The sequence below is a fragment of the Pseudomonas sp. NMI760_13 genome (assembly GCF_021283245.1).
GTDB classification, from domain to species: Bacteria; Pseudomonadota; Gammaproteobacteria; order Pseudomonadales; family Pseudomonadaceae; genus Aquipseudomonas; species Aquipseudomonas peradeniyensis.
The window spans coordinates 174402-196490 of sequence record NZ_JAJSRC010000009.1; the positions used below are offsets into that span (position 1 = coordinate 174402).

Genomic DNA, 22089 nt, shown 5'->3' on the forward strand with positions numbered 1-22089 from the left:
TGTTTCCGCGCCCGGCACTCCAACGAGAATACAGTTTCGGCGCGCATGCCGTGCGCCGGGCCTCGTCAGGAGCCGCCGATGAAACTCGACCCCTCAATCAGTGCCAAGCTGGCCGTCCTGCAGCCGAACCAGATCGGATTGCTGGCCTGGTCGCTGATGGCCCACCCGCCGATCCACACACCGCTGCCGATGCAGGCCGGTGGCGTGCCGCACCAGCCCGATCCCGATACGCCGCAACCGCCGGAACCTGGCGAGCACCCGCCGATGGAGCCGGGCGAGCCGACCCTGCCCGATGAGCCGCCTCCAGCCCCAGTGGCCTGATTTTTCTCAGTTGCCCAACAGGTAGCCGCTGCGACAGACCTGCTCGCCGGCCACATGGGCAACCACCATGCCCGCCGTGGCCATGCGCCGGATGCTGCGCGCATAGAGCAGCCCGGCCTGGGTATTGCGCAGGGGCGTGACCCGGTCGTTGAGCGGGTCGATGACCTCAGCGATCAGCTCACCGGCTTGCAGGTACTGGCCGGGCGTGGCGTGGAACACCAGCAGCCCGCCGAGCGGCGTCATGACCGGCTCAACCGCCGCCAGCGGCGTTGCCGGGTGAACCAATGCGGGCAACGGCGCCGGCTGGCCCTCGATGACCCCGGCATGGGTAAGGAAGTCGAGGATCGCCTGGCAGTCCCGGGTCGCCAGCGGGTGGCTGACATCGGCCTGGCCGCGCAGCTCGATGGTCACCGAGAAACTGCCCTGGGGGATCGGGAAGCGTTTGCCGAAGCGCTGCTGCAGCTGCCACCACACCAGGCTGAAACACTCATCGAACGACTGTCCGCCCGAATCGGTGGCCAGCAGGCTGGCCTGCACGCCCAGGTAACGGGCCAGCGGCTCGACCTGGGGCCAGGCCTCCGGCGTGGTGTACAGGTGCTCGACGGCCTCGAAGTCGCAATGCAGGTCGAGCACCATGTCGGCGTCGCAGGCCAGGCGTTGCAGGGTCAGGCGCTGCGACTGCAGCGGCGTGTGCGCGGGGTGGGCATCCAGGCCCCGGCGCAGGTATTCGCGTATCAGCGCCAGGTTGTGCGCCGGATCCTGGGTGAGGTGCCCCTCGATCTGGTCGCCAATGCTGTCGGACAGGTCGACGAACCTGCGGTTGAAGTTCTCGCCGCTCTGCAGTTCGAAACGGCCCAGCGGCGCGTCCAGCAGCACCTGCTCCAGGCCCACCGGGTTGGCCACCGGCACCAGGATGATCTCCTTGTGCAACCGGCCCTGCTGCTCCATTTTCCCGAGTCGCTGCTTCAAGTGCCAGGCCACCAGCATGCCCGGCAGCTCGTCGGCGTGCAGCGAGGCCTGGATGTACACCTTGCCGGCGCCACGCGGGCCGAAGTGGAAGCTGTGCAGCTGGCGGGCGATACCCGGGACAGGGGAGAGCAGGTCGTGGGTCGAGTGGTGCATGGTGGTCCTGATGTCGTCAGCGTTGTAGGGCGAAGGCTGGGATCAAGGATAGAAGCATAACTTCGGGAGTGGCGCACTATTCAGATCGCGGGACCGAGGAGCACGGTACAGACACGGACTACCTGAAATGAAGAAATGCTGAACCTTCAGGTGTTGTTTACTGGGGCTTCATCGTAGTGCGCAACAAATATGTTGCGATTGCGGCCTGTTTGCTGCATTTTTCTTCTGGTGCACGCATGAAGTACAGCGAGCTACGTCGATGGCTGCGGTCCCAGGGCGCCACCTTTGTTCCTGCCAAAGGCAGCCATTTCAAGGTTTACCTGGGTGATCGACAAACCATCTTCCCCGATCATGGCGCCAAGGAAATGGGTGAAGGATTGAGGAAGAAGATCCTCAAGGATCTTGGGTTCCGCGATTGGCCACGCAACGAGGTGACTAAATGAATTTCGATTATCCGGTGAACGTGCACCGTGATGCAGGCAGTGTCTGGATCAGTTGCCCGGATATTCCCGAGATGGCCAGTGCGGGGGATACGCTCGATGAGGCGCTGTTCGATGCCGTGGATGGCCTGGAATCGGCGCTTTCACTGTACGTGGAGCGGCGGGTCGCCATTCCGTTGCCTACGTCATTGCAATCGGCCGAGGCCGTTGTCAGGTTGCCGGCGCTGACCGCAGCCAAGGCGGCCTTGTGGAACACCATGATCGCCCAGAATGTGACCAAGACTGAAATGGCCCGACGGCTTGGCGTTAACCGACCGCAGGTGGATCGCCTGGTCGACCTGCTGCATCGCTCCAAGATCGAACAGGTCGAGCATGCCTTGCATGTGTTGGGGCAGCGCATCGAACTTGCAGTGGTGGCTGCCTGAGAGGGCTCCGGGAGCTTACCTCCTGGCGAAGTTTCTATTGCGGTCCATCCAGGGCTACCGCGGATGGACCGCAATAGGACTTATTTGCCAGGCACCAGCGTCAACCGCTGGCTGCCATAGGCACGGGCAAAGTTCTGTGGTTGCAGCGGCAGGCTGGTGAAGCGACCCTTGAACCAGGCATCGAGCCCGTCGCTGTAGTGGCGGCTGGCCGGGTTGCCGGACTGGCCGTTGCTGGTCAGTACCTGCAGCGGTTCTGCCTGGCCGAAGTCGACGATCATCCGCGCCGAGGCCGGTAGCTGGGTGTCGAAGTTGCTCCCCCAGGCAAAGGGCGTCAGGGCCAGGGTGCTGAAGTCGCCGCCCGCCGCCAGGGGCGCGCGGTCGAGCTTGTCGCCCAGGCCGTGGTAGGCCGGTGCCGGCCAGCGGTACTGGTGCAGCTTGCCCCATTGCCAGGCGCGGCGATCGGCGCCGAGCTGGGCGGTGCCGGTATCTACTGCGGCGGCCAGGCTGCGGGCGAGGATGGTCGGCTTGTCTTCTTTCTGCGGCGTGCCGCGATCATCCCAGAACGGACTGTCGTCGCGACCCAGCAGGTGATCGACCTGGGCGGAGTAGGACAGCTGGGCATTGCCGACGAAGGCCTGCCAGGCCGGGCTGGATTCCGGGCCCAGCTCGTCGAGGAAGGTCTGCCGGGTGACCGCCTGCAGGAACAGTTCATACAGCGCGGCATCGGCGGACACCTGGCTCAATCGGCCATCGAAGGCCTTGAGCCGGGCCAGGGCGTCGCGGGCCTTGTCGCGCTGCGCGGCGGGCAGGGCATCGATGGACTGCTTGAGCGGCTGGGCCATGCCGGGGGCGTCGAACATCTGCTTGAGCTTGTCGGCCAGCAGCGTCACCTGGTCGTTCTGCAGCGCCATCAGGCTGCGGCTGTCGTGACGACCGTTGCCGGCCAGCTGGGCCATGCGCTCGGCGCGTTCGGGGTAGTACCAACTGCTCGACAGCTGCATGCCATAGCCCTTGGGCAGGCTGCGCTGGTTGGCGTGACCGATGAAGCCGGCGGGCGGATCCTGGTCGTAGGGGTGCAGCATCGCGTCGGCGTAGCCGTCCCAGTCATAGCGCCCGTCCCAGCCCGGCGAGGGCAGCAGGCCCTGGCCTTCGCGGCGGTTGGGGTAGCGGCCACTGACCTGCCAGCCGATGTGCTGCGGCTCGGCGAACACGAAGTTCAGCGCCGCCGCAGTGACCTCGCGGGTGCTGTCGAAGGCGCGTTCTATGTTCTGCGCACGGGTCAGGTCGAACAGCGCGTCGAGGCTGCGATCTTCCTTGAGCTGCGGCAGGTGCAGGGCCAGGGCCAGGCTGCCATGGCCCGGCAGCAGGGTGCCGTGACGGGTGTCGTACATCACCTCGCGCTGCGGGCGCTGGCCGCGCACGAAGAAGGTTTCGTTGCGTGCGCGGGCCTGCTGCCACTTGCCGTCGGCGAGGTAGCTCAGCTGGCTGCCCTGGCGGCGTACCTGCTCGAGGAACAGGTCCTGGTTGTCGGCCATCACCGCGCTGCTGCTCCAGGCCAGCTTGCCGTTGTAGCCGGCCAGCACGATCGGCAGGCCCGGCAGCGACAGGCCGGCGACCCGATACTTGGTGGTGTGGATCTGCACCGGGCTCAGCGCCCAGGCGGCGCGGCTGTCGCTGGCCAGCAGGCTATTGCCGCTGCGGCTACGCTGGGGCGCCAGGGCCAGGTTGGCCGAGCCGGGGGCGCCCAGCAGGCCGAGATCGGCCAGTTGCTGCCCGGCGGCGGTGAGTGCGCCGAGCCCCGGCAGCTGGCTGGCCAGGTTCACGCCTTTGAGTTTGTCGACCTCGCCTTCGGCCAGTGGCTCGTCGGGGGCGCCGGGCAGCAGCCAGGCGAGCTTGTCGGCACCGACCTTCTGCGCCAGGGTCAGGGCCGACAGTTCCTCCTGCAGGTTCACCGACTGGCTGAAGGCGTAGAGACTGAAGATCAGCGCCGAGTCCTCCGGTTTCCAGTATTCCGGGCGGTAGCCGCTGCGGGCGAGCTCGCCCGGCAGCTTGTCGCGGTAGCGGAATAGGTAGGCGTTGACCCCGCGGGCGTACACCTCGAAGAAGCGCTTCAGGCGCGGCGAGGCGTCGGCATAGAGCTGGCCGGCGCTTTGCTTGAGGTTGGCGGCGCGCATCAGGCGATCCAACTCCAGGGCGTCGGCCCCGGCCAGCTCGGCCAGGCGCCCCTGGGCCAGCAGGCGCATGGCGACCATCTGCTCGATGCGATCCCCGGCATGCAGGTAGCCCAGGCTGAACAGCGCGTCGTGGAAGCTGCTGCTTTCGATCAGCGGCGCACCCATCGCGTTGCGCCGAACCGAGACGTTCTGCGCCAGGCCCTTGAGCGGTTGCACGCCGGTCGTCGGCAGTACGCTGTCCTGGTGACCACCCATCTGGCAGCCGCCGAGCGCGAGCAGGCCAAGCAACGCGGCAGCATTGCCGAGGCGGAGAGGGAAGGGCGGAAGGACGGGGGCGGCCATGACTAGGCTCCTGCAGGGCGTGGCGGGGTTCTGAAAGGCGCTAAGGTAGTGAGCGCGCAGTCGCCGTGCAAGGTGCCGGGAAGCTTTATTTACCAGTGGTAGTGCTGGTAGGTGCAGATCGCGGGTCAAGCCCACTCCCATGACGATTTGCATGGGAGCGGGCTTGACCCGCGATGGCCTGATTTGACGTCGATCAGGCGCCGTGGCACTTCTTGAATTTCTTCTCGCTGCCGCACGGGCAAGGGTCGTTGCGGCCGACGTCCTTCAGGGCGTTGCGCACCGGCTCCTGGTGGCCGTGGTTGCAGTGCGGGCCGTGCACATGGCCATGGTCGTGGTCGTGGTGATGGTCGTGACCGTGGTTGCAGTCGGGGCCATGGACATGGGGTTGCTGGGTCATTGCGGGGTTACTCCGGTTGTAGATCGCCGGGGATTATCTCACCCCTTTGCGACAAGTGCAGGTCCCGATGGACGATCAGCCCGGTGGCCAGTTCGCCGCGCAGCTGGTATTGCAGTGGCTGGCCGCTCTTGAGCAGCTTCGCCAGGGGCTTGAGGTGCTGCCAGAGGTTGGTACGCACGGTGATCTTGAAGGTGCGCCGGGCCTGGCCGCCGACGCTACGCCACAGGCTTGCCTCGTCCTCGGCCAGGAGCAGGTCGCCCAGGCGCACCGAGTAGGCCAGGTGGCGGATGAACAGGCGGCCGTCGTTGGGGTTGTCGACCTGCAGGTGCAGGACAAACTCCTGCTGATGCAGGCGCATCTTCACAGGCTCCACCTCAAGCAGGTGCAGCTGTGGCTCGCGCCAGGTGTCGCCGCCCCAGCCGGCGCAGCCCGTCAGCCAGCCCAGCAGCAGGCAGAGTGTGAGCAGGCGGGCCAGGGGGCGCATGTTCAACTACCGAGGTAACTGGCGCAGCATTTCTTGAACTTCTGCCCGCTGGCGCAGGGGCAGGGATCGTTGCGACCGGCCTTGAGCGGCACGGTCGGGTCGATGAAGTACCAGCGTCCTGCATGCTGGACGAATGCCGAGCGCTCGCGGTGCCGGTGGTCGCCTTCCAGGTCGTGCCAGCGCGCGGTGAAGGTGACGAAGGCGTGTTCGGGTTGCCCGCCCAGTACCTCGGCGCTTTCCACCTCCAGCCCTAGCCAGGTGCTCTGCGCGCTCCACACCGACATGGCCGTGCGATCAAGGTCGGCCTGCTGGGCCGGCAGGGTGGTGTCGACCAGGTAGTCCACCAGGCCCAGCACGTAGGCGCTGTAGCGCGAACGCATCAGGGCCTGGGCGTCCGGCGCCGGGGTGCCGCTGTGATAATGCCCGCAGCAGGCGTCGAGCAGGTTGCCGCTGCCGCAGGGGCAGATCGAGACACTCATCCAGTCACCACCAGTACTTGCCGAAGTTTTCAGGGTTGGCCCAGAACTTTGCATTGAGCCAGTCCGGGACCTGCTTGTAGTCATGCAGATCATAGGTGAACAGGCTCAGCACCTGTTCGTCGCGCTGGAATTTCTCGCTGGCCGAGAGTGCCAGTGAATAGAAGTCGGTGTCCTGCCAGCCGCAGGCGTTCAGATCCGCCAGCACCGCGACGCGGCTGGCATTGAGGTTGCGGATACCGCCCAGCAGCTCCAGGCCGGTGCGCTTGGGCAGGTGCTCCAGGCAGTCGACCAGTACCGCCAGATCGAAGCGTCGGGCCGCCTGTTCGGCGGGAAGCGGGCCGGGTGCGGCGACCTCGATCCGGGTCTCGGGATGGGCGGCGCTGAAGGCCTCCAGGGCCGGGAAGCGGCTGCCCACCAGCAGCAGGTGGCGCGGGGTGAAGCGATCGAGCAGGGCGGCCAGGGCCTGCTGCGGCGTGCGTTGTGAGAAAACCTCGGTCATTGCCATTCCTCGTTCAGGTCGCTCAAGACTAGCGGTCCCAGGCGATCGGGCAAAGAGGCGCGTCGCCACGTCGTGGCTTATTGCTGGCAGAGCGGTAATCGCCGGTCTTTACTCCCAGAGCATCGGTAATGCACCGATTCCCCCTAGGAGAAGCAACAAGATGAGCATAGTACGCACAGCGATACCCCTGGTTCTGCTCACCAGTGTGTTGACTGGTTGTGCAGGTTTGCAAAAAACCGACTGGCCGAAGTGTGCTGCCGTCGGGGGCGTGGGCGGCGCGGCCCTGGGCGCGATCGAAAGCTCCAGCTGGGCCGGCTGGGGCGCGTTGCTCGGTGGCGGTCTGGCGGCTGGCTATTGCTGGGCCCACGGTGATGGCGACGAGGACGGCGATGGCGTGCCGGACAGCCGCGACAAGTGCCCCGGCACCCCGCGAGGCGTGCAGGTCGATGCCAACGGTTGCCCGCCTGAGCCGGCGCCGGTGGTCGAGGAAGTGGTGGTGCAGAAGGAAGAAGTCATTGTCATCCGTGACGTGCGTTTCGAGTTCGACTCGGCGCGCCTGACTGCCACTGACAAGGAGCGCTTGAACACCATCGCGACACGCCTCAAGCAGGAAGCCCCGGGCGCCCGCCTGAGCGTTTCCGGCCACACTGACAGTGTCGGTTCCGACAGCTACAACCAGAAGCTGTCCGAGCGTCGTGCCCAGTCCGTGACCAACTACCTGGTCGAAAGCGGTGTACCGCGTGCGAGCTTTGTCTCGGTGGTGGGCGCTGGCGAGACTCAGCCTGTGGCCGATAACGCCACCGCCGACGGCCGTGCCATGAACCGCCGCACCGAGATCAAGATCCAGCGTTGAGTGCCGTGCGCCCGCGCCTTGAGAAGTGGCGCGGGCGCGTCTTTACTCCTGTGTGACCGGTAGCGGCCGGTGACACAGGAGCAATCACCATGCGTGTTTTGTCGAAAGCGGCACTGCCGTTGCTGGTGGCCACAAGCCTGCTTACAGGCTGCGCCACCCACAGCGATGGCAGCGCGCCCCTCAATCAAAGGACCTGGCCCATCTGCAGCCTGCTTGGCGGACTGGTCGGCGGCGGCCTGGGCGCCATCGAGAGTTCCACCTGGGCGGCTGGTGCCGGTGTTGCCGGTGCGATTGCCGGTGGCCTGATCTGCTATGCCCAGGATGGCGACGAGGATGGCGATGGCGTATTCGACCGCCGCGACCGCTGCCCGGATACTCCGGCAGGCACCCAGGTCAATCACATGGGCTGCCCGTTGCCGCAGTATCCGGCATCGGCGCCACCACCTGAGCCGGCGGCAACCCCGGAGGTGATCACCCTCGATGACCAGGGCCAGGTGCTGTTCGCCTTCGACTCCGCCGAGCTGACCCAGGGCGCCCAGCAGCGCCTGCAAGGTTTGCTGCCCAAGCTCAACGAGCCCGGCGTGGCCAGTGTCAAGGTTCTCGGTTTCACCGACAGTGTGGGTTCGGACGCCTACAACCAGCGCTTGTCCGAGCGCCGCGCCAGCGGTGTTGCCGAGTACCTGATCAGCCAGGGGCTGGCGCCGAACAAGGTGACCAGTCAGGGCCGCGGAGAGAGCGAGCCGGTGGCCGACAACGACACCGACGAGGGCCGCTCGCGCAACCGTCGGGTGGAACTGCACCTGAACTGACCCCTCTGGCGCATACCTCGGCAGTAGGGTTACTGTTGTTGGCGCGGTCCGCTCGAACGGGCCGCGCCGACATAACAACAATCCATGGGGGCCGGACATGAAGTTCATCCTGGGCCTGGGCAAGGCTCTGACGGTGGCGTTCTGGGGCGTGGTGCTGTTCAACCTGTTCATGCCGCAGCCGTTGCCGCTCAATCTGCTGATCAATGCCGCGGGTATCGTCCTGCTGTCGCTGCATGCGCTGGAGGTGCTGTTCTTCAATGGCAGCCTGCGCGGGCGCAGCCATCGCTGGTTCGACCGCCTGCAGATCCTGCTGACCGGTATCTTCCATGTCATGTCCATCCCCCGTCCGCAGGAGGCGTCGAGCCATGCGTAAATTGATGTTGCTGGCCGCACTGGCCAGCCCCCTGGTCCAGGCCGAAAGCCTGGAGGTCGCCGCCCATTCGATGCTGCGTCTGCCCAACAAGGCGGCCAGCGTGCACCTGGAGCAGTTGCGGGTGGCCGACTCGGCGACGTTGCTGCTGCCGGCCACGCTTACCGAACTGAAGATCGACCGGCTCGAGCTGGGGCGTGATGCGCGGATCGCCATTGCGCCGGCCGAGCGGGACCTGAGTATCGAGGCTTTGAGTGCCTACCTGGGCGAAGGCAGCGAGTTCAGCGCGCCCGGGGCGCCCGGGACCTATGAACGTGCCGCGCGGCCGGGGCGTAACCTGGATCTGCGGTTGCAGGCGCTGGAGGCGGATCGGCTGTCGATCGATGCCCGGGGTGGGGCTGGGGCGCCTGGGTATGTCGGGCTCGATGGGGCCAATGGCAAGCCCGGGGGGTGTACCTGGGGGCAGGCCAGCCGGGGGGCCAATGGTGATGATGGTGGCAATGGGCACGATGGTGCTGCCGGTGGGCGGGTTCGTCTGGCGGTGCCTGAAGGGTTTGCTAAGGAGCGGATTGTGGTGCGGCTTGATGGTGGTGCGCCGGGTAAGGCGGGGGCTGCTGGGAAGGCTGGTTTGGGTGGGGTCAGTAAGGGGTGTCTGGTTTATCGGACTGATGCTGGGGGGAATGGGCGGCCTGGGCAGGCCGGGCAGCCTGGGTTGGCTGGGGGCTCGGGGGAGTTGATTCTTCAGCGGCTTTGAGTTTTCTGGGTTAGTGTTGTTTGGTTGTTTGGTTGTTTGGTTGTTTTGGTTGGTGTTGAGAGTTGTATGTGCATTCATTTGCGATGTTGACGCTTATTCACCTTTCCGCCCTTACGGCGGGTAACTTTTTGAAGGATCAAAAAGTCACCAAAAAATCCTCGCTCCATTCATCCGGCCCTACGCTTCGCTCCGGGTTCCCTCACTCCGGCCTTGCTCCCGGGAGGACCGCGCTGCAGGGCCCATCCTGGGCCCCAGCGCTTGACGGGCATCCATGCCCGTCACCTCCCTCCGCAAGGCCTGCGTTCGGCCTCCTGAAGTCGCGAAGTTACGGGCGGCGCCTGAACTGGCGCAGCTGTCGCTAGTTGAAATTTAATTAATCTCTCGATCGCATCGCGGGGCAAGCCCGCTCCCACGAAATAGTCGCCGTTATATATAACCCTGTAGGAGCGGGCTTGCCCCGCGAATGGGCCGGAACAGCCAATATATAAATAACTGTAAAACAAATAACTTCGCATCTCTTGCTCTTGCTCTTGCTTCTAAACGCGCAATAGTCCAGGCGCCGCCAATTGCGACTTCAGGAGGCCGAGCGGAGTTCTTGCGGAGGGAGGTGACGGCCATGGATGGCCGTCAAGCGCTGCGCCCCAGGATGGGGCGTTCAGCGCGGTCCTCCCGGGAGCAAGAACGGAGCGAGGGAACCCCGGAGCGAAGCGCAGGGGCCGGATGAACGGAGCGGAACGGTTTTGCCTACTTTTCCCTAGAGAAAAGTAGGTCGCCGTAAAGGCGAAAAGGTGACTAAGTGTCGACATCGCCTACGAATGTGCTTACAAAAACCAAAACAATCATCTTTGAAGCCGAAGCCGAAGCCGAAGCCGAAGCCGAAGCCGAAGCCGAAGCCGAAGCCCTCAAACCAAAATCCGCGAGCTAGCCACCCCGACCACCACCACCCCAATCAACAAATTAACCCCCACCAACCGCCGAATCCGCCCCAGCACCCCAGCCCCCGAAGCCCAATCCCCAGCCTCCACCGCCGCCCGCAGTTCAGGCAACAACAAAGACTGAACCCGCATGAACAACGCAAACATGACAATCCCCCCGCCAATCATCACCTGCACGTAACGAGGCGCGGTCTCGAATCCGGCAAACCGCAGGTGAATCATCCCGACCCCGCTGACAGCCAACACCGCCACCGCCAGCCAGACCCATCTGAAGAACCGCTGGAAAACCTCCACCCACAACCGCAGCCGCGCGGGCCCCTCCAGCGCGGCAACCGTTGCCGGCCGCAGCACCAGCCAGGCGAAGAACATCCCCCCGACCCAGACGAGGGCGGCCAGGACATGCAAGGTGTAGGGCAGGGCAAAGGCAAGCATCCGGATCTCCATGCGGCACAAAGGGCAATAGCGGGGTATGATAGCCGGCCCATGCGAAACACTGAAAATATATCCAGCCCTCCGGGCGCCTGCAGACCATGATCAGCAACGAACTCAAAGCCACCATCCAGGGCGCCTACTCGCGTTTCCTCGAAGCCAAAAGCCTCAAGCCACGCTACGGTCAGCGCCTGATGATCGCCGAAGTGGCCAAGGTGCTCGGCGACATCGCCTGCGACGACGACGGCCGCCGTGCCGGTGAGCCCGCCGTGGTGGCCGTCGAGGCCGGCACCGGCACCGGCAAGACCGTCGCCTACAGCCTGGCCGCAATCCCCGCCGCCAAGGCCGCCGGCAAGCGCCTGGTGATCGCCACCGCGACCGTGGCCCTGCAGGAGCAGATCGTCTTCAAGGACCTGCCCGACCTGATGCGCAACAGCGGGCTGAACTTCAGCTTCGCCCTGGCCAAGGGGCGCGGGCGCTACCTGTGCCTGTCCAAGCTCGACGTCCTGTTGCAGGAAGGCCATGCCCAGTCGGCCACCGCCCAGCTGTTCGAGGAGGAAGGCTTTCGCATCGAGGTCGACGAGCGCAGCCAGAAGCTGTTCAACAGCATGATCGAGAAGCTCGCCGGCAACCGCTGGGACGGTGACCGCGACAGCTGGTCGGAGGCTGTCGAAGACCAGGACTGGGCTCGCCTGACCACCGACCATGGCCAGTGTACCGGCCGACATTGCCCGAACTTCCAGCAGTGCGTGTTCTACAAGGCCCGTGAAGGCATGGGCAAGGTCGACGTGATCGTCACCAACCACGACATGGTCCTGGCCGACCTGGCCCTGGGCGGTGGCGCCGTGCTGCCCGATCCGCGCGACACCATGTACGTGTTCGATGAAGGCCACCACCTGCCCGACAAGGCCATCGGCCACTTCGCCCATTATTCGCGCCTGCGCTCCACCGCCGACTGGCTGGAGCAGACCGCCAAGAACCTGACCAAGCTGCTGGCCCAGCATCCGTTGCCGGGCGACCTTGGCAAGTACATCGAGCAGGTTCCGGAGCTGGCGCGTGAGGTCCGCACCCAGCAGCAGTTCATGTTCACCCTCTGTGAGCAGGTGGCGGATTTCCGCGCCGGCGAGGACATGGAAGGCCGCGACCGCCCGCGCTACCGTTTCGAAGGTGGCGTGGTGCCGGAGCAGATCCGCGAAGTCGGCATCGAGCTCAAGAAAGGCTTCGCCCGCCTCAACGACTTGTTCACCCGCCTGGCCGACCTGCTCAAGGAAGGCATGGACGGCGAGAACAACATCGGGATTGCCAGCCACCAGGCCGAGGAGTGGTACCCGCTGTTCGGCAGCCTGGTGACCCGCGCCCAGGGTAACTGGGAACTGTGGACCGCCTTCACCGCCGAAGACCCGGAAGACAATCCGCCCATGGCCCGCTGGCTGACCTTGGCCGAAAGCGGCGCGCTGTTCGACATCGAGGTCAATGCAAGCCCCATCCTGGCCGCCGAGATGCTGCGCAAGAGCCTGTGGAACGTCGCTTATGGCGCCCTGGTGACTTCGGCGACGCTCACTGCCCTGGGCAAATTCGACCGTTTCCGCATGCGTTCGGGCCTGCCCCGCGACGCGGTGCAGTGCGTGGTGCCCAGTCCGTTCGTGCATGGCGACGCCGGCCTGCTGCGGGTGCCGGACCTGGGCGCCGACCCGCGGGACGCAACGGCCCATACAGCGGCGATCATCCGCGAGCTGCCGGGCATCGTCGAGGACGCGCGTGGCGCACTGGTGCTGTTCTCCTCGCGCAAGCAGATGCAGGACGTGTTCGATGGCCTGGACCGCGACTGGCGCAAGCTGGTGCTGATCCAGGGCAACCTGTCCAAGCAGGAGACCCTGAACAAGCACAAGGCGCGGGTCGACGACGGCCAGCACAGCGTGCTGTTCGGCCTGGCCAGTTTCGCCGAGGGTGTCGACCTGCCGGGTGCCTACTGCGAGCACGTGGTGATCGCCAAGATCCCCTTCGCCGTGCCGGATGATCCGGTCGAGGCCGCGTTGGCCGAGTGGATCGAGGCCCGTGGCGGCAACCCGTTCATGGAAATCGCCGTACCCGACGCCTCGCTGCGCCTGATCCAGGCCTGCGGACGGCTGCTGCGCACCGAGCAGGACCGAGGCGTCATCACCTTGCTCGACCGCCGTCTGGTCACGCAGCGCTACGGCAAGGCTATCCTCAATGCGCTGCCACCGTTCCGACGGGAAATCGGCTGAGCGTCGGAGCAAGACGCACATCCCGTTGTCCATTACTCGATTGTGAGCCCATGACGGGCTCCGAAGGAGAGTCACCGCCCTATGATCCGCCGCACCCTGCCTGTCGTGTTCTCCCTGTTGTTCAGTGCGCCCTTGCTGGCCGGGCAACAGACGCTGTTCAGTTTCGTGCGCCCGGCCTCGGTGGTGAATGTCGTCACCCAGGACGCCAGCCTGCCGCAGTACAACGCGGAACAGACAGCCGAAGGCGAAGTGTTGCGGCGGGTGGTGTTCAACCCGGTGGCGCAGCCGACCCTGCGCCTCGCACCGCAAGGCGGAGCGTGGGACTGGAGCACCGGCCAGGCACTGACCCTGCGCCTGCAGAGCGGGATGGACTGGGCGCTGACCGTCGATGTGACGGTGCAAAGCAGCGACGGGCGCACCCTCACCAGCCGCATCGATCTGCCGGCCGGGCCCGCACAGACCGTGATGATTCCGCTCAAGGCCAGTTCACCATTGAGCCGGGGCATGCGCGCCGGGCCTCCGATGCCCTGGACTTTCGAAGGACAGCGCCTGCTGCTCACCAGCAGCGAAGGTGCGGTGGACCTGGCACAGGTTACTTCGGTCAGCCTGAGCATTCCCGGCCCCAAGGTGGCCCAGAGCCTGCTGATCGAGAAGGTCGGCCTGCAGGATGACGACCAGGCGTTCAAGGCTGCCTACAGCGAATTGATCGATGCCTATGGGCAATCGACCCGTGGCCGCTGGCCGGAGAAGATCGTCGGTGATGAGCAGCTCAAGGCCGCCGACAACCGCGAACAGGCATTGCTCAAAGCCTGGTTGGCCGAGCGCGAAAAACTCAAGCTGGACACCTATGGCGGTCTGCTCGCGGGGCCGGCCTTCGAAGCCAAGGGCTTCTTCCGCACCGAGAAACGCGACGGGCGTTGGTACCTGGTGACGCCGGACGGGCATCCGTTCTATTCGCTCGGCGTCAATGCCGTTGCCGCCGATGGTGGGCGCACCTATGTTGCCGGTCGCGAAGGCATGTTCAAGGGTTTGCCGGGCGAAGGCGATGCGTTGACTGCCTTCTACGGCGAAGGCAACAACGACGACGGCAATGCCTCGTCCCAAGGCCGGGGATTCAAGCAAGGGCGCTGGTTCGATTTCTATGCGGCCAACCTGCAGCGCACGTACGGCAAGCCTTGCCCGCAGGATGGCACGGCCTGCCCGGCGCCGGCCCTGGACGAACTGCGCTGGCAGGCCCACACCCTGGATCGCCTGCAGGCCTGGGGCTTCAACACACTCGGCAACTGGAGCGACCCGGCGCTCGCTCAAGCCAGGCGCCTGCCGTTCACGTTGCCTTTGTCGATTGTCGGTGACTACGCCAGCATCAGCACCGGCATGGACTGGTGGGGTCGCATGCCCGACCCGTTCGACCCGCGCTTCGCCATGGCCACTGAGCGCGCCGTGGCCATCGCCGCCCGGGATCACCGCGACGACCCCTGGCTGATCGGTTACTTCGCCGACAACGAACTGGCCTGGGCCGCCCCCGGCGACGACCCCAAGGCACGCTACGGCCTGGCCTATGGCACCTTGCGCCTGACCACCGATGTGCCGGCCAAGCGTGCCTTCCTCAAGCAGTTGCGCGACAAATACCGCAACCAGCAAGGGTTGTCGAAGGCCTGGGGGATCGAGCTGACCGCCTGGGAGTTGATGGAAGACCCAGGGTTCGAGGCGCCATTGCCCAATCCGGAGCACCCGGAAATCGAGCGCGACTACCAGTATTTCCAGCAGGTGTTTGCCGAAACCTATTTCAAGACCATTTCCGATGCCCTGAAATGGCATGCGCCCAACCATCTGCTGCTGGGCGGGCGCTATGCGGTCAGCACGCCCGAGGCGGTGAAGGCCTGCGCCAGGTTCTGCGATGTGCTGAGCTTCAACTTCTATACCTTGAAGCCAGATGACGGCTATGACTTCGCCCGTTTGGCCGAGCTGGACAAGCCGGTGCTGGTCTCGGAGTTCCAGTTCGGCTCCCGCGATCGCGGTCCGTTCTGGCCCGGCCCGCTTGAAGTGGCCCGCGAGGAGGATCGGGGCCCGGCCTATGCCAACTTCCTCAAGGCCGCCATGGCCCAACCGATGATCGTCGGCGCGCACTGGTTCCAGTATCTCGACCAACCGGCCAGCGGCAGGCTGCTGGATGGCGAAAACGGCCACCTGGGCCTGGTAGCCATTACCGACGTGAGCTACCCGGGCTTCGTCGAAACCGTGCGCCGGAGCAACCTGCAGATCCTCACGCAGCTACGCACCGAACTGGACAAGCCCGCCCCCAAAAAATGAGCGCTGTCCCTGGGAGCGCTTTCGTGGGAGCGGGCTTGCCCCGCGATAGCGTTCCATCAGGGAACAAGGACGCCCCTGACAACCACCCAGCCATATCCAGTTTGCAAATCGCCCAACTACTGAAACAATGCACCCCTTTGCAAGCCAGGTCGTACAGAGAGGTAGTCGGGTGCAGATCCAGGGTCACTATGAGCTGAAGTTCGAGGCGGTGTGCGATGCCTTCGCCGCGTTGTTCGAGGATCCCCAGGAACGTGGTGCCGCATTGTGCATCCAGGTTGGCGGCGAGACCGTGGTCGACCTGTGGGCCGGCAGCGCCGACAAGGACGGCCGCGAGGCCTGGCACAGCGATACCATCGCCAACCTGTTCTCCTGCACCAAGACCTTCACCGCCGTCACCGCCCTGCAACTGGTGGGCGAGGGCAAGCTGGCCCTCGATGCGCCGGTGGCACGCTACTGGCCGGAGTTCGCCCAGGCCGGCAAGGAGCAGGTCACCCTGCGCCAGCTGCTCAGCCATCGCGCCGGCCTGCCGGCCATCCGTGAGCTGCTGCCAGCCGAGGCGCTGTACGACTGGCAGACCATGGTCGATGCCCTGGCCGCCGAAGCGCCCTGGTGGACGCCCGGCAGCGAACACGGTTATGCGGCGATCACCTATGGCTGGCTGATCGGCGAGCTGATTCGCCGCGCCGACGGTCGCGGGCCCGGCGACTCGATCGTGGCCCGTACCGCCCGGCCATTGGGGTTGGATTTCCATGTTGGCCTGGCGGACGACGAATTCCACCGCGTGGCGCACATCGCCCGCGGCAAGGGCAACCCCGGCGATGCCGCGGCCCAGCGCCTGCTGCAGGTCACCATGCGCGAGCCCGAGGCCCTGTCCACCCGGGCCTTCACCAACCCGCCGGCGATCCTCACCAGCACCAACAAGCCCGAATGGCGGCGCATGCAGCAGCCGGCGGCCAATGGCCACGGCAACGCCCGCAGCCTGGCGGGCTTCTATGCCGGCCTGCTCGACGGCAGCCTGCTGGAGTCCGAACTGCTCGACGAACTGACCCGCGAGCACAGCCTTGGCCAGGATCGCACCCTGTTGACCCAGACCCGCTTCGGCCTGGGCTGCATGCTCGACCAGCCAGAAGTGGCCAACGCCACTTTCGGCCTTGGCGCACGGGCGTTCGGCCATCCCGGCGCGGGCGGCTCGGTTGGCTTCGCCGACCCCGAACACGACGTGGCCTTTGGCTTCGTCACCAATACCCTGGGCCCCTACGTGCTGATGGACCCGCGCGCCCAACGCCTGGTGCGGGTCCTTGGCAGTTGCCTTTGATCGGGTAACGCGGGTATTGCCCGGACCCTTTGACTATCCTCAATGCCAACGCCTGACGCGTATGGGCAAAATTTCTTTCTATTTCATGGTGTATCGCTGATGTCTTCACATAAAACCTTAGCACTCGCCCTGTGCCTGGCCATGACCGGCTGCGCCAGCCATTCCCAGGACGCCGCCAAGGACAGTGGCTTGAACTGGTGGCCCTTCGGCTCCGACAAGGTCGCCGACAAGGAAGTGAAGGAGGCCGTCGTCGAAAACGTCGCCAAGGCTGATGCCAAGTCCGAAAGCGCCAGCCGCTGGTGGTGGCCGTTCGGTAGCGATGAGAAAAAGGACAAGGTCGCGACGGTGCCGAAGATCGACCAGAAGGCCACCCAGGCCTGGCTCGACCAGTACGAGCCGAAGGTCCGCGAGGCGATCAAGGGCAGCAAGTTTGAACTCGAACGCCGTGAAGATGTGCTGGCGGTAACCATTCCGGTGGACAGCTCCTACAACCCGGACCGTCCGAACATGCTGCTGCCGGTCACCCTCGGCCCGATCACCCAGGTGGCCAAGGCCATCGAGACCGACACCAAGACCGCCGTGCTGGTGCTTGGCCACGCCGACAGCAGCGGCGCCACCGCCGCCAACCAGAAGCTCAGCCTCGAGCGCGCTGCTTCGGTGTCGGCGATCTTCCGTCTCAGCGGCCTGCAGCGTGACCGCCTGATGCTCAAGGGCATGGGCTCGGTGATGCCGCGCGCCGCCAACGACAGCGCAGAGGGCCGCGCCCTGAACCGCCGCGTCGAGCTGCTGCTGACCCCGCAGAACACCATGATCGCGCTGCTGGCCAAGTACCAGCAGGCCGCCCCGGCGCCAGCCCCGGCGGCAATGGTCGCCACCCAGGACGCCAAGGCCCCGGCGGCCAAGCCAGCCGCCAAGGCCGCTGCCAAGCCAGCCGCGAAAAAGCCGGCCGCCAAGGCCAAGGCGCCTGCCAAGGCCAGCACCGCCGCGAAGAAGAAAGCCGCTCCGGCCAAGCCCGCCGCGAAGAAGGCCGCCACCGACAAGAAAGTCGCCGCCAACAGCCCTGCGAAGACCAACTGATCGTCAAGGAAACGCAGTCATGACCCAATCCCTGGCCGATATGCGCCGCGACTACACCCGTGATGGCCTGGCTGAAGCCCAGGCCCCGGGGGAGCCGTTCGCGCTGTTCCACCACTGGTTCGCCGATGCGCTGAAGACCGAGCAGCTGCCGGTGGAAGCCAACGCCATGACCCTGGCGACCGTCGACGCCGATGGCCGTCCGCATTGCCGGGTGCTGTTGCTCAAGGCCCTCGATGCCCGAGGGTTCACGTTCTTCACCAACTATGAAAGCGCCAAGGGCCAGCACATCGCGGCGAACCCGTTCGCGGCCATGACTTTCTTCTGGCCGGCGCTGGAGCGTCAGGTGCGGATCGAAGGGCGGGTGGAAAAGGTCACGGCCAAGGAGTCGGATGACTACTACCAGGTACGTCCTTTAGGCAGCCGCCTGGGCGCCTGGGCGTCGCCGCAGAGCCGGGTGATTGCCGACCGCGAGGAACTGGAAGGGCTGGTCAAGGCCACCGAGGCGCGCTTTTCCGACACCCAACCGCATTGCCCGGAACACTGGGGCGGCTACCGCCTGGTGCCGGAGCGTGTCGAGTTCTGGCAGGGGCGTGCCAGTCGTCTGCACGACCGGCTGAACTTCCGGTTGGTCGATGGCCAGTGGCTGCGCGAGCGTTTGGCGCCCTGACATCTGGGGCCGCTGCGCGGCCCATCGCGGCACAAGGCCGCTCCTACAGGGATCGCGTAACCCCTGTAGGAGCGGCCTTGTGCCGCGATGGGCTGCAAAGCAGCCCCAGCATTACCGATACCCCGCCGCCTCCCGCTCCAGCCACGCCGCCAACTCCTTGCGCCGCACCTTCTCCACCCGTGCCCGCTCCAGCAGCTTGAGCATGAAATCCCGCTTCGCCGGATCCTCCCCGGCCAGTGACAGCGCCAGGTCCCGGTCCATCCAGCGACGCATGCGCACATACAGCCACCCGTGAAAATACAGGCCGGCGATCGTCACCACGACGACGATGAAGTAATCCATGGCTATCCTTGGTCGAACGTAAAAGCCCGCCACACAGTCGGCGCAGGCTGTACCTGGGCTGAATGAAAACAATTTTATAACGTTTGCGCCGTGACACTTGTCAAGGCGCGGAGTCTAATGGACACCTGTCTTATGGAGATTGACCCATGCGTAAATCCGCTTTGCTGCTGGCCAGCTTCACCACCGTGTCGCTGCTGCTGGGCGGCTGCCAGTCGTCGCTGACCGGCGACAGCTACTCCCGTGATGAGGCCCGCCGCGTGCAGACCGTGCGCATGGGTACCATCGAATCCCTGCGTCCGGTGAAGATCGAAGGCACCAAGACCCCGATCGGTGGTGGTGCTGGCGCCATCGTCGGTGGCGTCGCCGGCAGCGCCATCGGTGGCGGCCGTGGCAGCGTCGTGGCTGCGGTGATCGGTGCCGTGGCCGGTGGTCTGGCCGGCTCTGCCGCCGAAGAAGGCCTGACCCGCACCCAGGGGGTCGAGATCACCGTGCGTGAAGACGATGGCAGCATGCGCGCCTATGTGCAGCAAGTGCAGCAGAACGAGGTTTTCCGCGTGGGCGAACGTGTGCGCATCATGACCGTCGATGGCACCAGCCGCGTCACTCACTGATTCCGGCTCATATAAAGAAACCCCGAACGGGCCAGGCCTGTTCGGGGTTTTCTTTTACCTGTAGCCGCGATGCGATTACAGGCCGAGCATGTCCCGCGCCACCGCCTCGGCGATACGGATGCCATCCACGCCGGCGGAGAGAATGCCGCCAGCGTAGCCCGCACCTTCGCCGGCCGGGAACAGGCCCTTGAGGTTGAGGCTCTGCAAGCTGGCATCACGGGTGATGCGCAGCGGCGACGAGGTGCGGGTCTCGATGCCGGTCAGCACCGCGTCGTGCAGGTTGTAGCCCTTGATCTGGCGGTCGAAGGCCGGCAGCGCCTCACGGATTGCCTCGATGGCGAAGTCCGGCAGGCTCGGGGCCAGGTCGCCCAGGGTCACGCCCGGCTTGTAGGACGGCTCGACGCTGCCCAGTGCGGTGGACGGACGGCCGGCGACAAAGTCACCCACCAGCTGCGCCGGTGCCTGGTAGTTGCTGCCGCCCATCACGTAGGCATGGGCCTCCAGGCGCTCCTGCAGCTCGATGCCGGCCAGCGGGCCGCCCGGGTAGTCGCGCTCGGGGTCGATACCGACGACGATGCCGGAGTTGGCGTTGCGCTCATTGCGTGAGTATTGGCTCATGCCGTTGGTGACCACGCGCCCCGGTTCGCTGGTGGCGGCGACCACGGTGCCGCCCGGGCACATGCAGAAGCTGTAGACCGAACGGCCGTTCTTGGCGTGGTGCACCAGCTTGTAGTCGGCGGCGCCGAGTTTCGGGTGGCCGGCGTACTTGCCCAGGCGCGCCTTGTCGATCAGCGACTGCGGGTGTTCGATACGGAAACCGACCGAGAACGGCTTGGCCTCCATGAACACGCCCTTGGCGTGGAGCATGCGGAAGGTGTCGCGGGCGCTGTGGCCCAGGGCAAGGACCACATGGCGCGAGTGCAGCTGTTCGCCGCTTTGCAGTACCACGCCTGTGAGCTGCTCGCCGTCCACCAGCAGGTCGGTGACCTTCTGCTCGAAGCGCACCTCACCGCCCAGGGTGATGATTTCCTCGCGCATCTTCTCGACCATGCTGGTCAGGCGGAAGGTGCCGATGTGCGGCTTGTTGATGTAGAGGATTTCGTCCGGGGCACCGGCCTTGACGAACTCTTCCAGCACTTTGCGACCGTGGTGGTTCGGGTCCTTGATCTGGCTGTACAGCTTGCCGTCGGAGAAGGTACCGGCGCCGCCTTCGCCGAACTGCACATTGGACTCGGGATTGAGCACGCTCTTGCGCCACAGGCCCCAGGTGTCCTTGGTGCGCTGGCGCACTTCCTTGCCGCGCTCGAGCACGATCGGCTTGAAGCCCATCTGCGCCAGCAGCAGCCCGGCGAAGATACCGCAGGGGCCGAAGCCGACCACGATCGGGCGCGCAGGCAGGTCGGCGGGGGCCTGGCCGACGAACTTGTAGCTGACGTCCGGGGCCACGCCGATCTTGCCGTCGCCTTCGAAGCGGCGCAGCAGTTCGTCTTCGTTGCTGGTTTCAAGGTCGATGGTGTAGATGAACAGCAGCTCGCTGTTCTTTTTGCGCGCATCGTAGCTGCGCTTGAACAGGGTGAAGCCGAGCAGTTGCTCATCGCTGATGCCCAGGCGCTGGACGATGGCGGCGCGCAATTCGTCGTCGGAGTGGTCCAGGGGCAGCTTCAGTTCGGTGATTCGTAGCATGGCAGGGTCCAGTATCCCGGCCATGGGCGGCCGGCGGCTTTACACAAACCGCCAAGTATAAGCTGTTAGCCGCCCCGACAGGCAGGATAAAAGCGCCTGGTGATCAGAGGTCGCGGGCGCCGCCGTAGTAGGCGCAGCCCTGCAGGGTCTTGCCGTCGATGCGCAGTTCGGCCTTGAGGTGGCGGATGGCCCCGGTGGCGCCGTCGACGCAGCGTTGCGGCGCGACCCACAGCTCGACGCGCTGGCCATTGGCCTCGCTGGACAGGCTCAGGCCGCCGCCGGGCATTGCCTCTTCCAGGTAAGGCAGCGCCAGCGGATCCTGGCCGATGCGGTTGAGCACCATGCCCTTGCCGCTGGCCTTGATGTCCCAGTCCGGTTCGTGGCCGCCGGCACGCAGGGTCAGTTGCCTGAAGTTCGGGTCTTCGCAGCCGGAATATTCGGAGGTTTCGAGGCGGTACAGGCGGGTCACGTCAAGCTGGCCGTCGCTGCCGGCCTGCTTGCTGCCGGTCATGCGCGCGCGGACGTCGGCAAACAGCTTGTCACCGGCGTCGTCGGCCAGGTTGGCGGCTTCCTGCAGGATGCCGGTGGCGGCGGCGTCGTTGACGATGAAGCGGCGGCTTTCGCTGCAGGGCTTGAACAGCAGATGACCGCCGGCCGCGCTCAGTTCGCCTTGCATGCGGGTGGTGCCCAGGTTCGGGTCTACCGGTTTTTCGGCCAGCATCTGGCAGCCGGTGAACAGCGGCAGCAAGGCGGTGAGCAGCAGGGAAGGGGTGAGGCGCATGGGGCGGGCTCCGGGAGACTTTGCAGAATAACGGGCCACGGTACCGAGGCTGGGCGCTGATCACAAGTGGACCGTGTGTCGGCCCTTTCGCGGGTAAACCCGCTCCCACAGGTTCACCACCACCCTTGTATGCAGTGATGTACCTGTGGGAGCGGGCTTGCCCGCGAAGAGGCCGGCATAGGCGATATATTCCTGGCAGGCAGAAAAAAGGGCCTTGCGAAGGC

General features: G+C 65.5%; 23 protein-coding genes. 13 read left to right on the plus strand and 10 right to left on the minus strand.

Annotated features, from left to right (window positions below):
• Window positions 1-78: 78 nt before the first annotated feature.
• A complete protein-coding gene (locus LU671_RS12540) occupies window positions 79-321 on the plus strand; it encodes a hypothetical protein (RefSeq protein ID WP_203647748.1) in 243 nt (80 codons plus the stop codon).
• A 6-nt stretch (window positions 322-327) separates the two neighbouring features.
• Here LU671_RS12540 and LU671_RS12545 read toward each other — a convergent pair whose 3' ends face one another.
• Window positions 328-1443, minus strand: a complete 1116-nt coding sequence (locus LU671_RS12545) for a succinylglutamate desuccinylase/aspartoacylase family protein (protein WP_232855809.1) — start codon at window positions 1441-1443, stop codon at window positions 328-330.
• 236 nt (window positions 1444-1679) lie between these two features.
• Between LU671_RS12545 and LU671_RS12550 the strand changes: the two genes are divergently transcribed.
• On the plus strand, window positions 1680-1886 hold the full coding sequence (locus LU671_RS12550) for a type II toxin-antitoxin system HicA family toxin (RefSeq protein WP_232855830.1): 207 nt from the start codon (window positions 1680-1682) through the stop codon (window positions 1884-1886).
• Window positions 1883-2308, plus strand: coding sequence for a type II toxin-antitoxin system HicB family antitoxin (locus LU671_RS12555; RefSeq protein ID WP_203647746.1), 426 nt, complete (start codon window positions 1883-1885; stop codon window positions 2306-2308). The genes LU671_RS12550 and LU671_RS12555 overlap by 4 nt, the downstream gene beginning before the upstream one ends.
• 80 nt (window positions 2309-2388) lie before the next feature.
• Here the strand turns inward: LU671_RS12555 and LU671_RS12560 are convergent, their stop codons facing one another.
• The 5 genes from LU671_RS12560 to LU671_RS12580 all read right to left on the minus strand — a co-directional run bounded on the left by LU671_RS12560 (window position 2389) and on the right by LU671_RS12580 (window position 6683).
• Entirely contained in the window at window positions 2389-4824 is a 2436-nt protein-coding gene (locus tag LU671_RS12560; RefSeq protein ID WP_232855810.1) for a penicillin acylase family protein, read from the minus strand.
• 193 nt (window positions 4825-5017) lie between these two features.
• A complete protein-coding gene (locus tag LU671_RS12565; protein WP_012313055.1) occupies window positions 5018-5221 on the minus strand; it encodes an SEC-C metal-binding domain-containing protein in 204 nt (67 codons plus the stop codon).
• Between the two features lie 7 nt (window positions 5222-5228).
• On the minus strand, window positions 5229-5705 hold the full coding sequence (locus LU671_RS12570; RefSeq protein WP_203647745.1) for an LEA type 2 family protein: 477 nt from the start codon (window positions 5703-5705) through the stop codon (window positions 5229-5231).
• Window positions 5706-5707: 2 nt separating this feature from the next.
• Window positions 5708-6184 (minus strand): YchJ family protein, encoded by a 477-nt coding sequence (locus tag LU671_RS12575; RefSeq protein ID WP_232855811.1) that lies wholly within the window; start codon window positions 6182-6184, stop codon window positions 5708-5710.
• Between the two features lie 4 nt (window positions 6185-6188).
• Complete coding sequence (locus tag LU671_RS12580; protein ID WP_232855812.1) at window positions 6189-6683, minus strand: DUF6231 family protein; 495 nt, start codon at window positions 6681-6683, stop codon at window positions 6189-6191.
• A 160-nt stretch (window positions 6684-6843) separates the two neighbouring features.
• Here LU671_RS12580 and LU671_RS12585 point away from each other — a divergent pair, with 160 nt between their 5' ends.
• The 4 genes from LU671_RS12585 to LU671_RS12600 all read left to right on the plus strand — a co-directional run bounded on the left by LU671_RS12585 (window position 6844) and on the right by LU671_RS12600 (window position 9469).
• On the plus strand, window positions 6844-7536 hold the full coding sequence (locus LU671_RS12585; RefSeq protein WP_110738786.1) for an OmpA family protein: 693 nt from the start codon (window positions 6844-6846) through the stop codon (window positions 7534-7536).
• 89 nt (window positions 7537-7625) lie between these two features.
• Window positions 7626-8345 (plus strand): OmpA family protein, encoded by a 720-nt coding sequence (locus tag LU671_RS12590; RefSeq protein ID WP_203647742.1) that lies wholly within the window; start codon window positions 7626-7628, stop codon window positions 8343-8345.
• A gap of 97 nt (window positions 8346-8442) precedes the next feature.
• Window positions 8443-8718, plus strand: coding sequence for a DUF1145 domain-containing protein (locus tag LU671_RS12595; protein WP_050704046.1), 276 nt, complete (start codon window positions 8443-8445; stop codon window positions 8716-8718).
• The gene (locus LU671_RS12600; RefSeq protein WP_232855813.1) at window positions 8711-9469 is read left to right on the plus strand and encodes a collagen-like protein; all 759 of its coding nucleotides are present in this window, start codon (window positions 8711-8713) and stop codon (window positions 9467-9469) included. The genes LU671_RS12595 and LU671_RS12600 overlap by 8 nt, the downstream gene beginning before the upstream one ends.
• Before the next feature lie 902 nt (window positions 9470-10371).
• Here LU671_RS12600 and LU671_RS12605 read toward each other — a convergent pair.
• A complete protein-coding gene (locus LU671_RS12605; protein ID WP_232855814.1) occupies window positions 10372-10836 on the minus strand; it encodes a CopD family protein in 465 nt (154 codons plus the stop codon).
• 98 nt (window positions 10837-10934) lie between these two features.
• Between LU671_RS12605 and dinG the strand changes: the two genes are divergently transcribed.
• From dinG to pdxH, 5 genes are all read left to right on the plus strand, one after another.
• On the plus strand, window positions 10935-13079 hold the full coding sequence (dinG, locus tag LU671_RS12610) for an ATP-dependent DNA helicase DinG (RefSeq protein WP_203647739.1): 2145 nt from the start codon (window positions 10935-10937) through the stop codon (window positions 13077-13079).
• Between the two features lie 81 nt (window positions 13080-13160).
• Complete coding sequence (locus tag LU671_RS12615) at window positions 13161-15389, plus strand: beta-galactosidase (protein WP_232855815.1); 2229 nt, start codon at window positions 13161-13163, stop codon at window positions 15387-15389.
• 169 nt (window positions 15390-15558) lie between these two features.
• Entirely contained in the window at window positions 15559-16704 is a 1146-nt protein-coding gene (locus tag LU671_RS12620) for a serine hydrolase domain-containing protein (RefSeq protein ID WP_232855816.1), read from the plus strand.
• Window positions 16705-16803: 99 nt separating this feature from the next.
• Entirely contained in the window at window positions 16804-17781 is a 978-nt protein-coding gene (locus LU671_RS12625; protein WP_232855817.1) for an OmpA family protein, read from the plus strand.
• A 19-nt stretch (window positions 17782-17800) separates the two neighbouring features.
• Entirely contained in the window at window positions 17801-18448 is a 648-nt protein-coding gene (gene pdxH, locus LU671_RS12630; protein ID WP_203647735.1) for a pyridoxamine 5'-phosphate oxidase, read from the plus strand.
• A 111-nt stretch (window positions 18449-18559) separates the two neighbouring features.
• Here the strand turns inward: pdxH and LU671_RS12635 are convergent, their stop codons facing one another.
• A complete protein-coding gene (locus LU671_RS12635) occupies window positions 18560-18790 on the minus strand; it encodes a hypothetical protein (RefSeq protein WP_028692125.1) in 231 nt (76 codons plus the stop codon).
• Window positions 18791-18936: 146 nt separating this feature from the next.
• On the opposite strand from LU671_RS12635, the gene LU671_RS12640 reads away from it, so the two are divergent.
• On the plus strand, window positions 18937-19401 hold the full coding sequence (locus tag LU671_RS12640; protein ID WP_050704227.1) for a glycine zipper 2TM domain-containing protein: 465 nt from the start codon (window positions 18937-18939) through the stop codon (window positions 19399-19401).
• A 75-nt stretch (window positions 19402-19476) separates the two neighbouring features.
• On the opposite strand, the gene LU671_RS12645 is transcribed toward LU671_RS12640, so the two are convergent.
• Window positions 19477-21084, minus strand: a complete 1608-nt coding sequence (locus LU671_RS12645; protein ID WP_232855818.1) for an NAD(P)/FAD-dependent oxidoreductase — start codon at window positions 21082-21084, stop codon at window positions 19477-19479.
• A gap of 103 nt (window positions 21085-21187) precedes the next feature.
• Window positions 21188-21865: a COG3650 family protein gene (locus tag LU671_RS12650; RefSeq protein WP_203647734.1), complete on the minus strand. Its 678-nt coding sequence runs from the start codon at window positions 21863-21865 to the stop codon at window positions 21188-21190.
• Between the last annotated feature and the right edge of the window lie 224 nt (window positions 21866-22089).

Excerpts from the sequence above, each read along its gene's own strand:
- LU671_RS12540 (WP_203647748.1), top strand. The coding sequence starts at position 79 with ATGAAACTCGACCCCTCAATCAGTGCCAAGCTGGCCGTCCTGCAGCCG.
- LU671_RS12545 (WP_232855809.1), bottom strand. The coding sequence starts at position 1,443 with ATGCACCACTCGACCCACGACCTGCTCTCCCCTGTCCCGGGTATCGCC.
- LU671_RS12550 (WP_232855830.1), top strand. The coding sequence starts at position 1,680 with ATGAAGTACAGCGAGCTACGTCGATGGCTGCGGTCCCAGGGCGCCACC.
- LU671_RS12555 (WP_203647746.1), top strand. The coding sequence starts at position 1,883 with ATGAATTTCGATTATCCGGTGAACGTGCACCGTGATGCAGGCAGTGTC.
- LU671_RS12560 (WP_232855810.1), bottom strand. The coding sequence starts at position 4,824 with ATGGCCGCCCCCGTCCTTCCGCCCTTCCCTCTCCGCCTCGGCAATGCT.
- LU671_RS12565 (WP_012313055.1), bottom strand. The coding sequence starts at position 5,221 with ATGACCCAGCAACCCCATGTCCATGGCCCCGACTGCAACCACGGTCAC.
- LU671_RS12570 (WP_203647745.1), bottom strand. The coding sequence starts at position 5,705 with ATGCGCCCCCTGGCCCGCCTGCTCACACTCTGCCTGCTGCTGGGCTGG.
- LU671_RS12575 (WP_232855811.1), bottom strand. The coding sequence starts at position 6,184 with ATGAGTGTCTCGATCTGCCCCTGCGGCAGCGGCAACCTGCTCGACGCC.
- LU671_RS12580 (WP_232855812.1), bottom strand. The coding sequence starts at position 6,683 with ATGACCGAGGTTTTCTCACAACGCACGCCGCAGCAGGCCCTGGCCGCC.
- LU671_RS12585 (WP_110738786.1), top strand. The coding sequence starts at position 6,844 with ATGAGCATAGTACGCACAGCGATACCCCTGGTTCTGCTCACCAGTGTG.
- LU671_RS12590 (WP_203647742.1), top strand. The coding sequence starts at position 7,626 with ATGCGTGTTTTGTCGAAAGCGGCACTGCCGTTGCTGGTGGCCACAAGC.
- LU671_RS12595 (WP_050704046.1), top strand. The coding sequence starts at position 8,443 with ATGAAGTTCATCCTGGGCCTGGGCAAGGCTCTGACGGTGGCGTTCTGG.
- LU671_RS12600 (WP_232855813.1), top strand. The coding sequence starts at position 8,711 with ATGCGTAAATTGATGTTGCTGGCCGCACTGGCCAGCCCCCTGGTCCAG.
- LU671_RS12605 (WP_232855814.1), bottom strand. The coding sequence starts at position 10,836 with ATGCTTGCCTTTGCCCTGCCCTACACCTTGCATGTCCTGGCCGCCCTC.
- dinG (WP_203647739.1), top strand. The coding sequence starts at position 10,935 with ATGATCAGCAACGAACTCAAAGCCACCATCCAGGGCGCCTACTCGCGT.
- LU671_RS12615 (WP_232855815.1), top strand. The coding sequence starts at position 13,161 with ATGATCCGCCGCACCCTGCCTGTCGTGTTCTCCCTGTTGTTCAGTGCG.
- LU671_RS12625 (WP_232855817.1), top strand. The coding sequence starts at position 16,804 with ATGTCTTCACATAAAACCTTAGCACTCGCCCTGTGCCTGGCCATGACC.
- pdxH (WP_203647735.1), top strand. The coding sequence starts at position 17,801 with ATGACCCAATCCCTGGCCGATATGCGCCGCGACTACACCCGTGATGGC.
- LU671_RS12635 (WP_028692125.1), bottom strand. The coding sequence starts at position 18,790 with ATGGATTACTTCATCGTCGTCGTGGTGACGATCGCCGGCCTGTATTTT.
- LU671_RS12640 (WP_050704227.1), top strand. The coding sequence starts at position 18,937 with ATGCGTAAATCCGCTTTGCTGCTGGCCAGCTTCACCACCGTGTCGCTG.
- LU671_RS12645 (WP_232855818.1), bottom strand. The coding sequence starts at position 21,084 with ATGCTACGAATCACCGAACTGAAGCTGCCCCTGGACCACTCCGACGAC.
- LU671_RS12650 (WP_203647734.1), bottom strand. The coding sequence starts at position 21,865 with ATGCGCCTCACCCCTTCCCTGCTGCTCACCGCCTTGCTGCCGCTGTTC.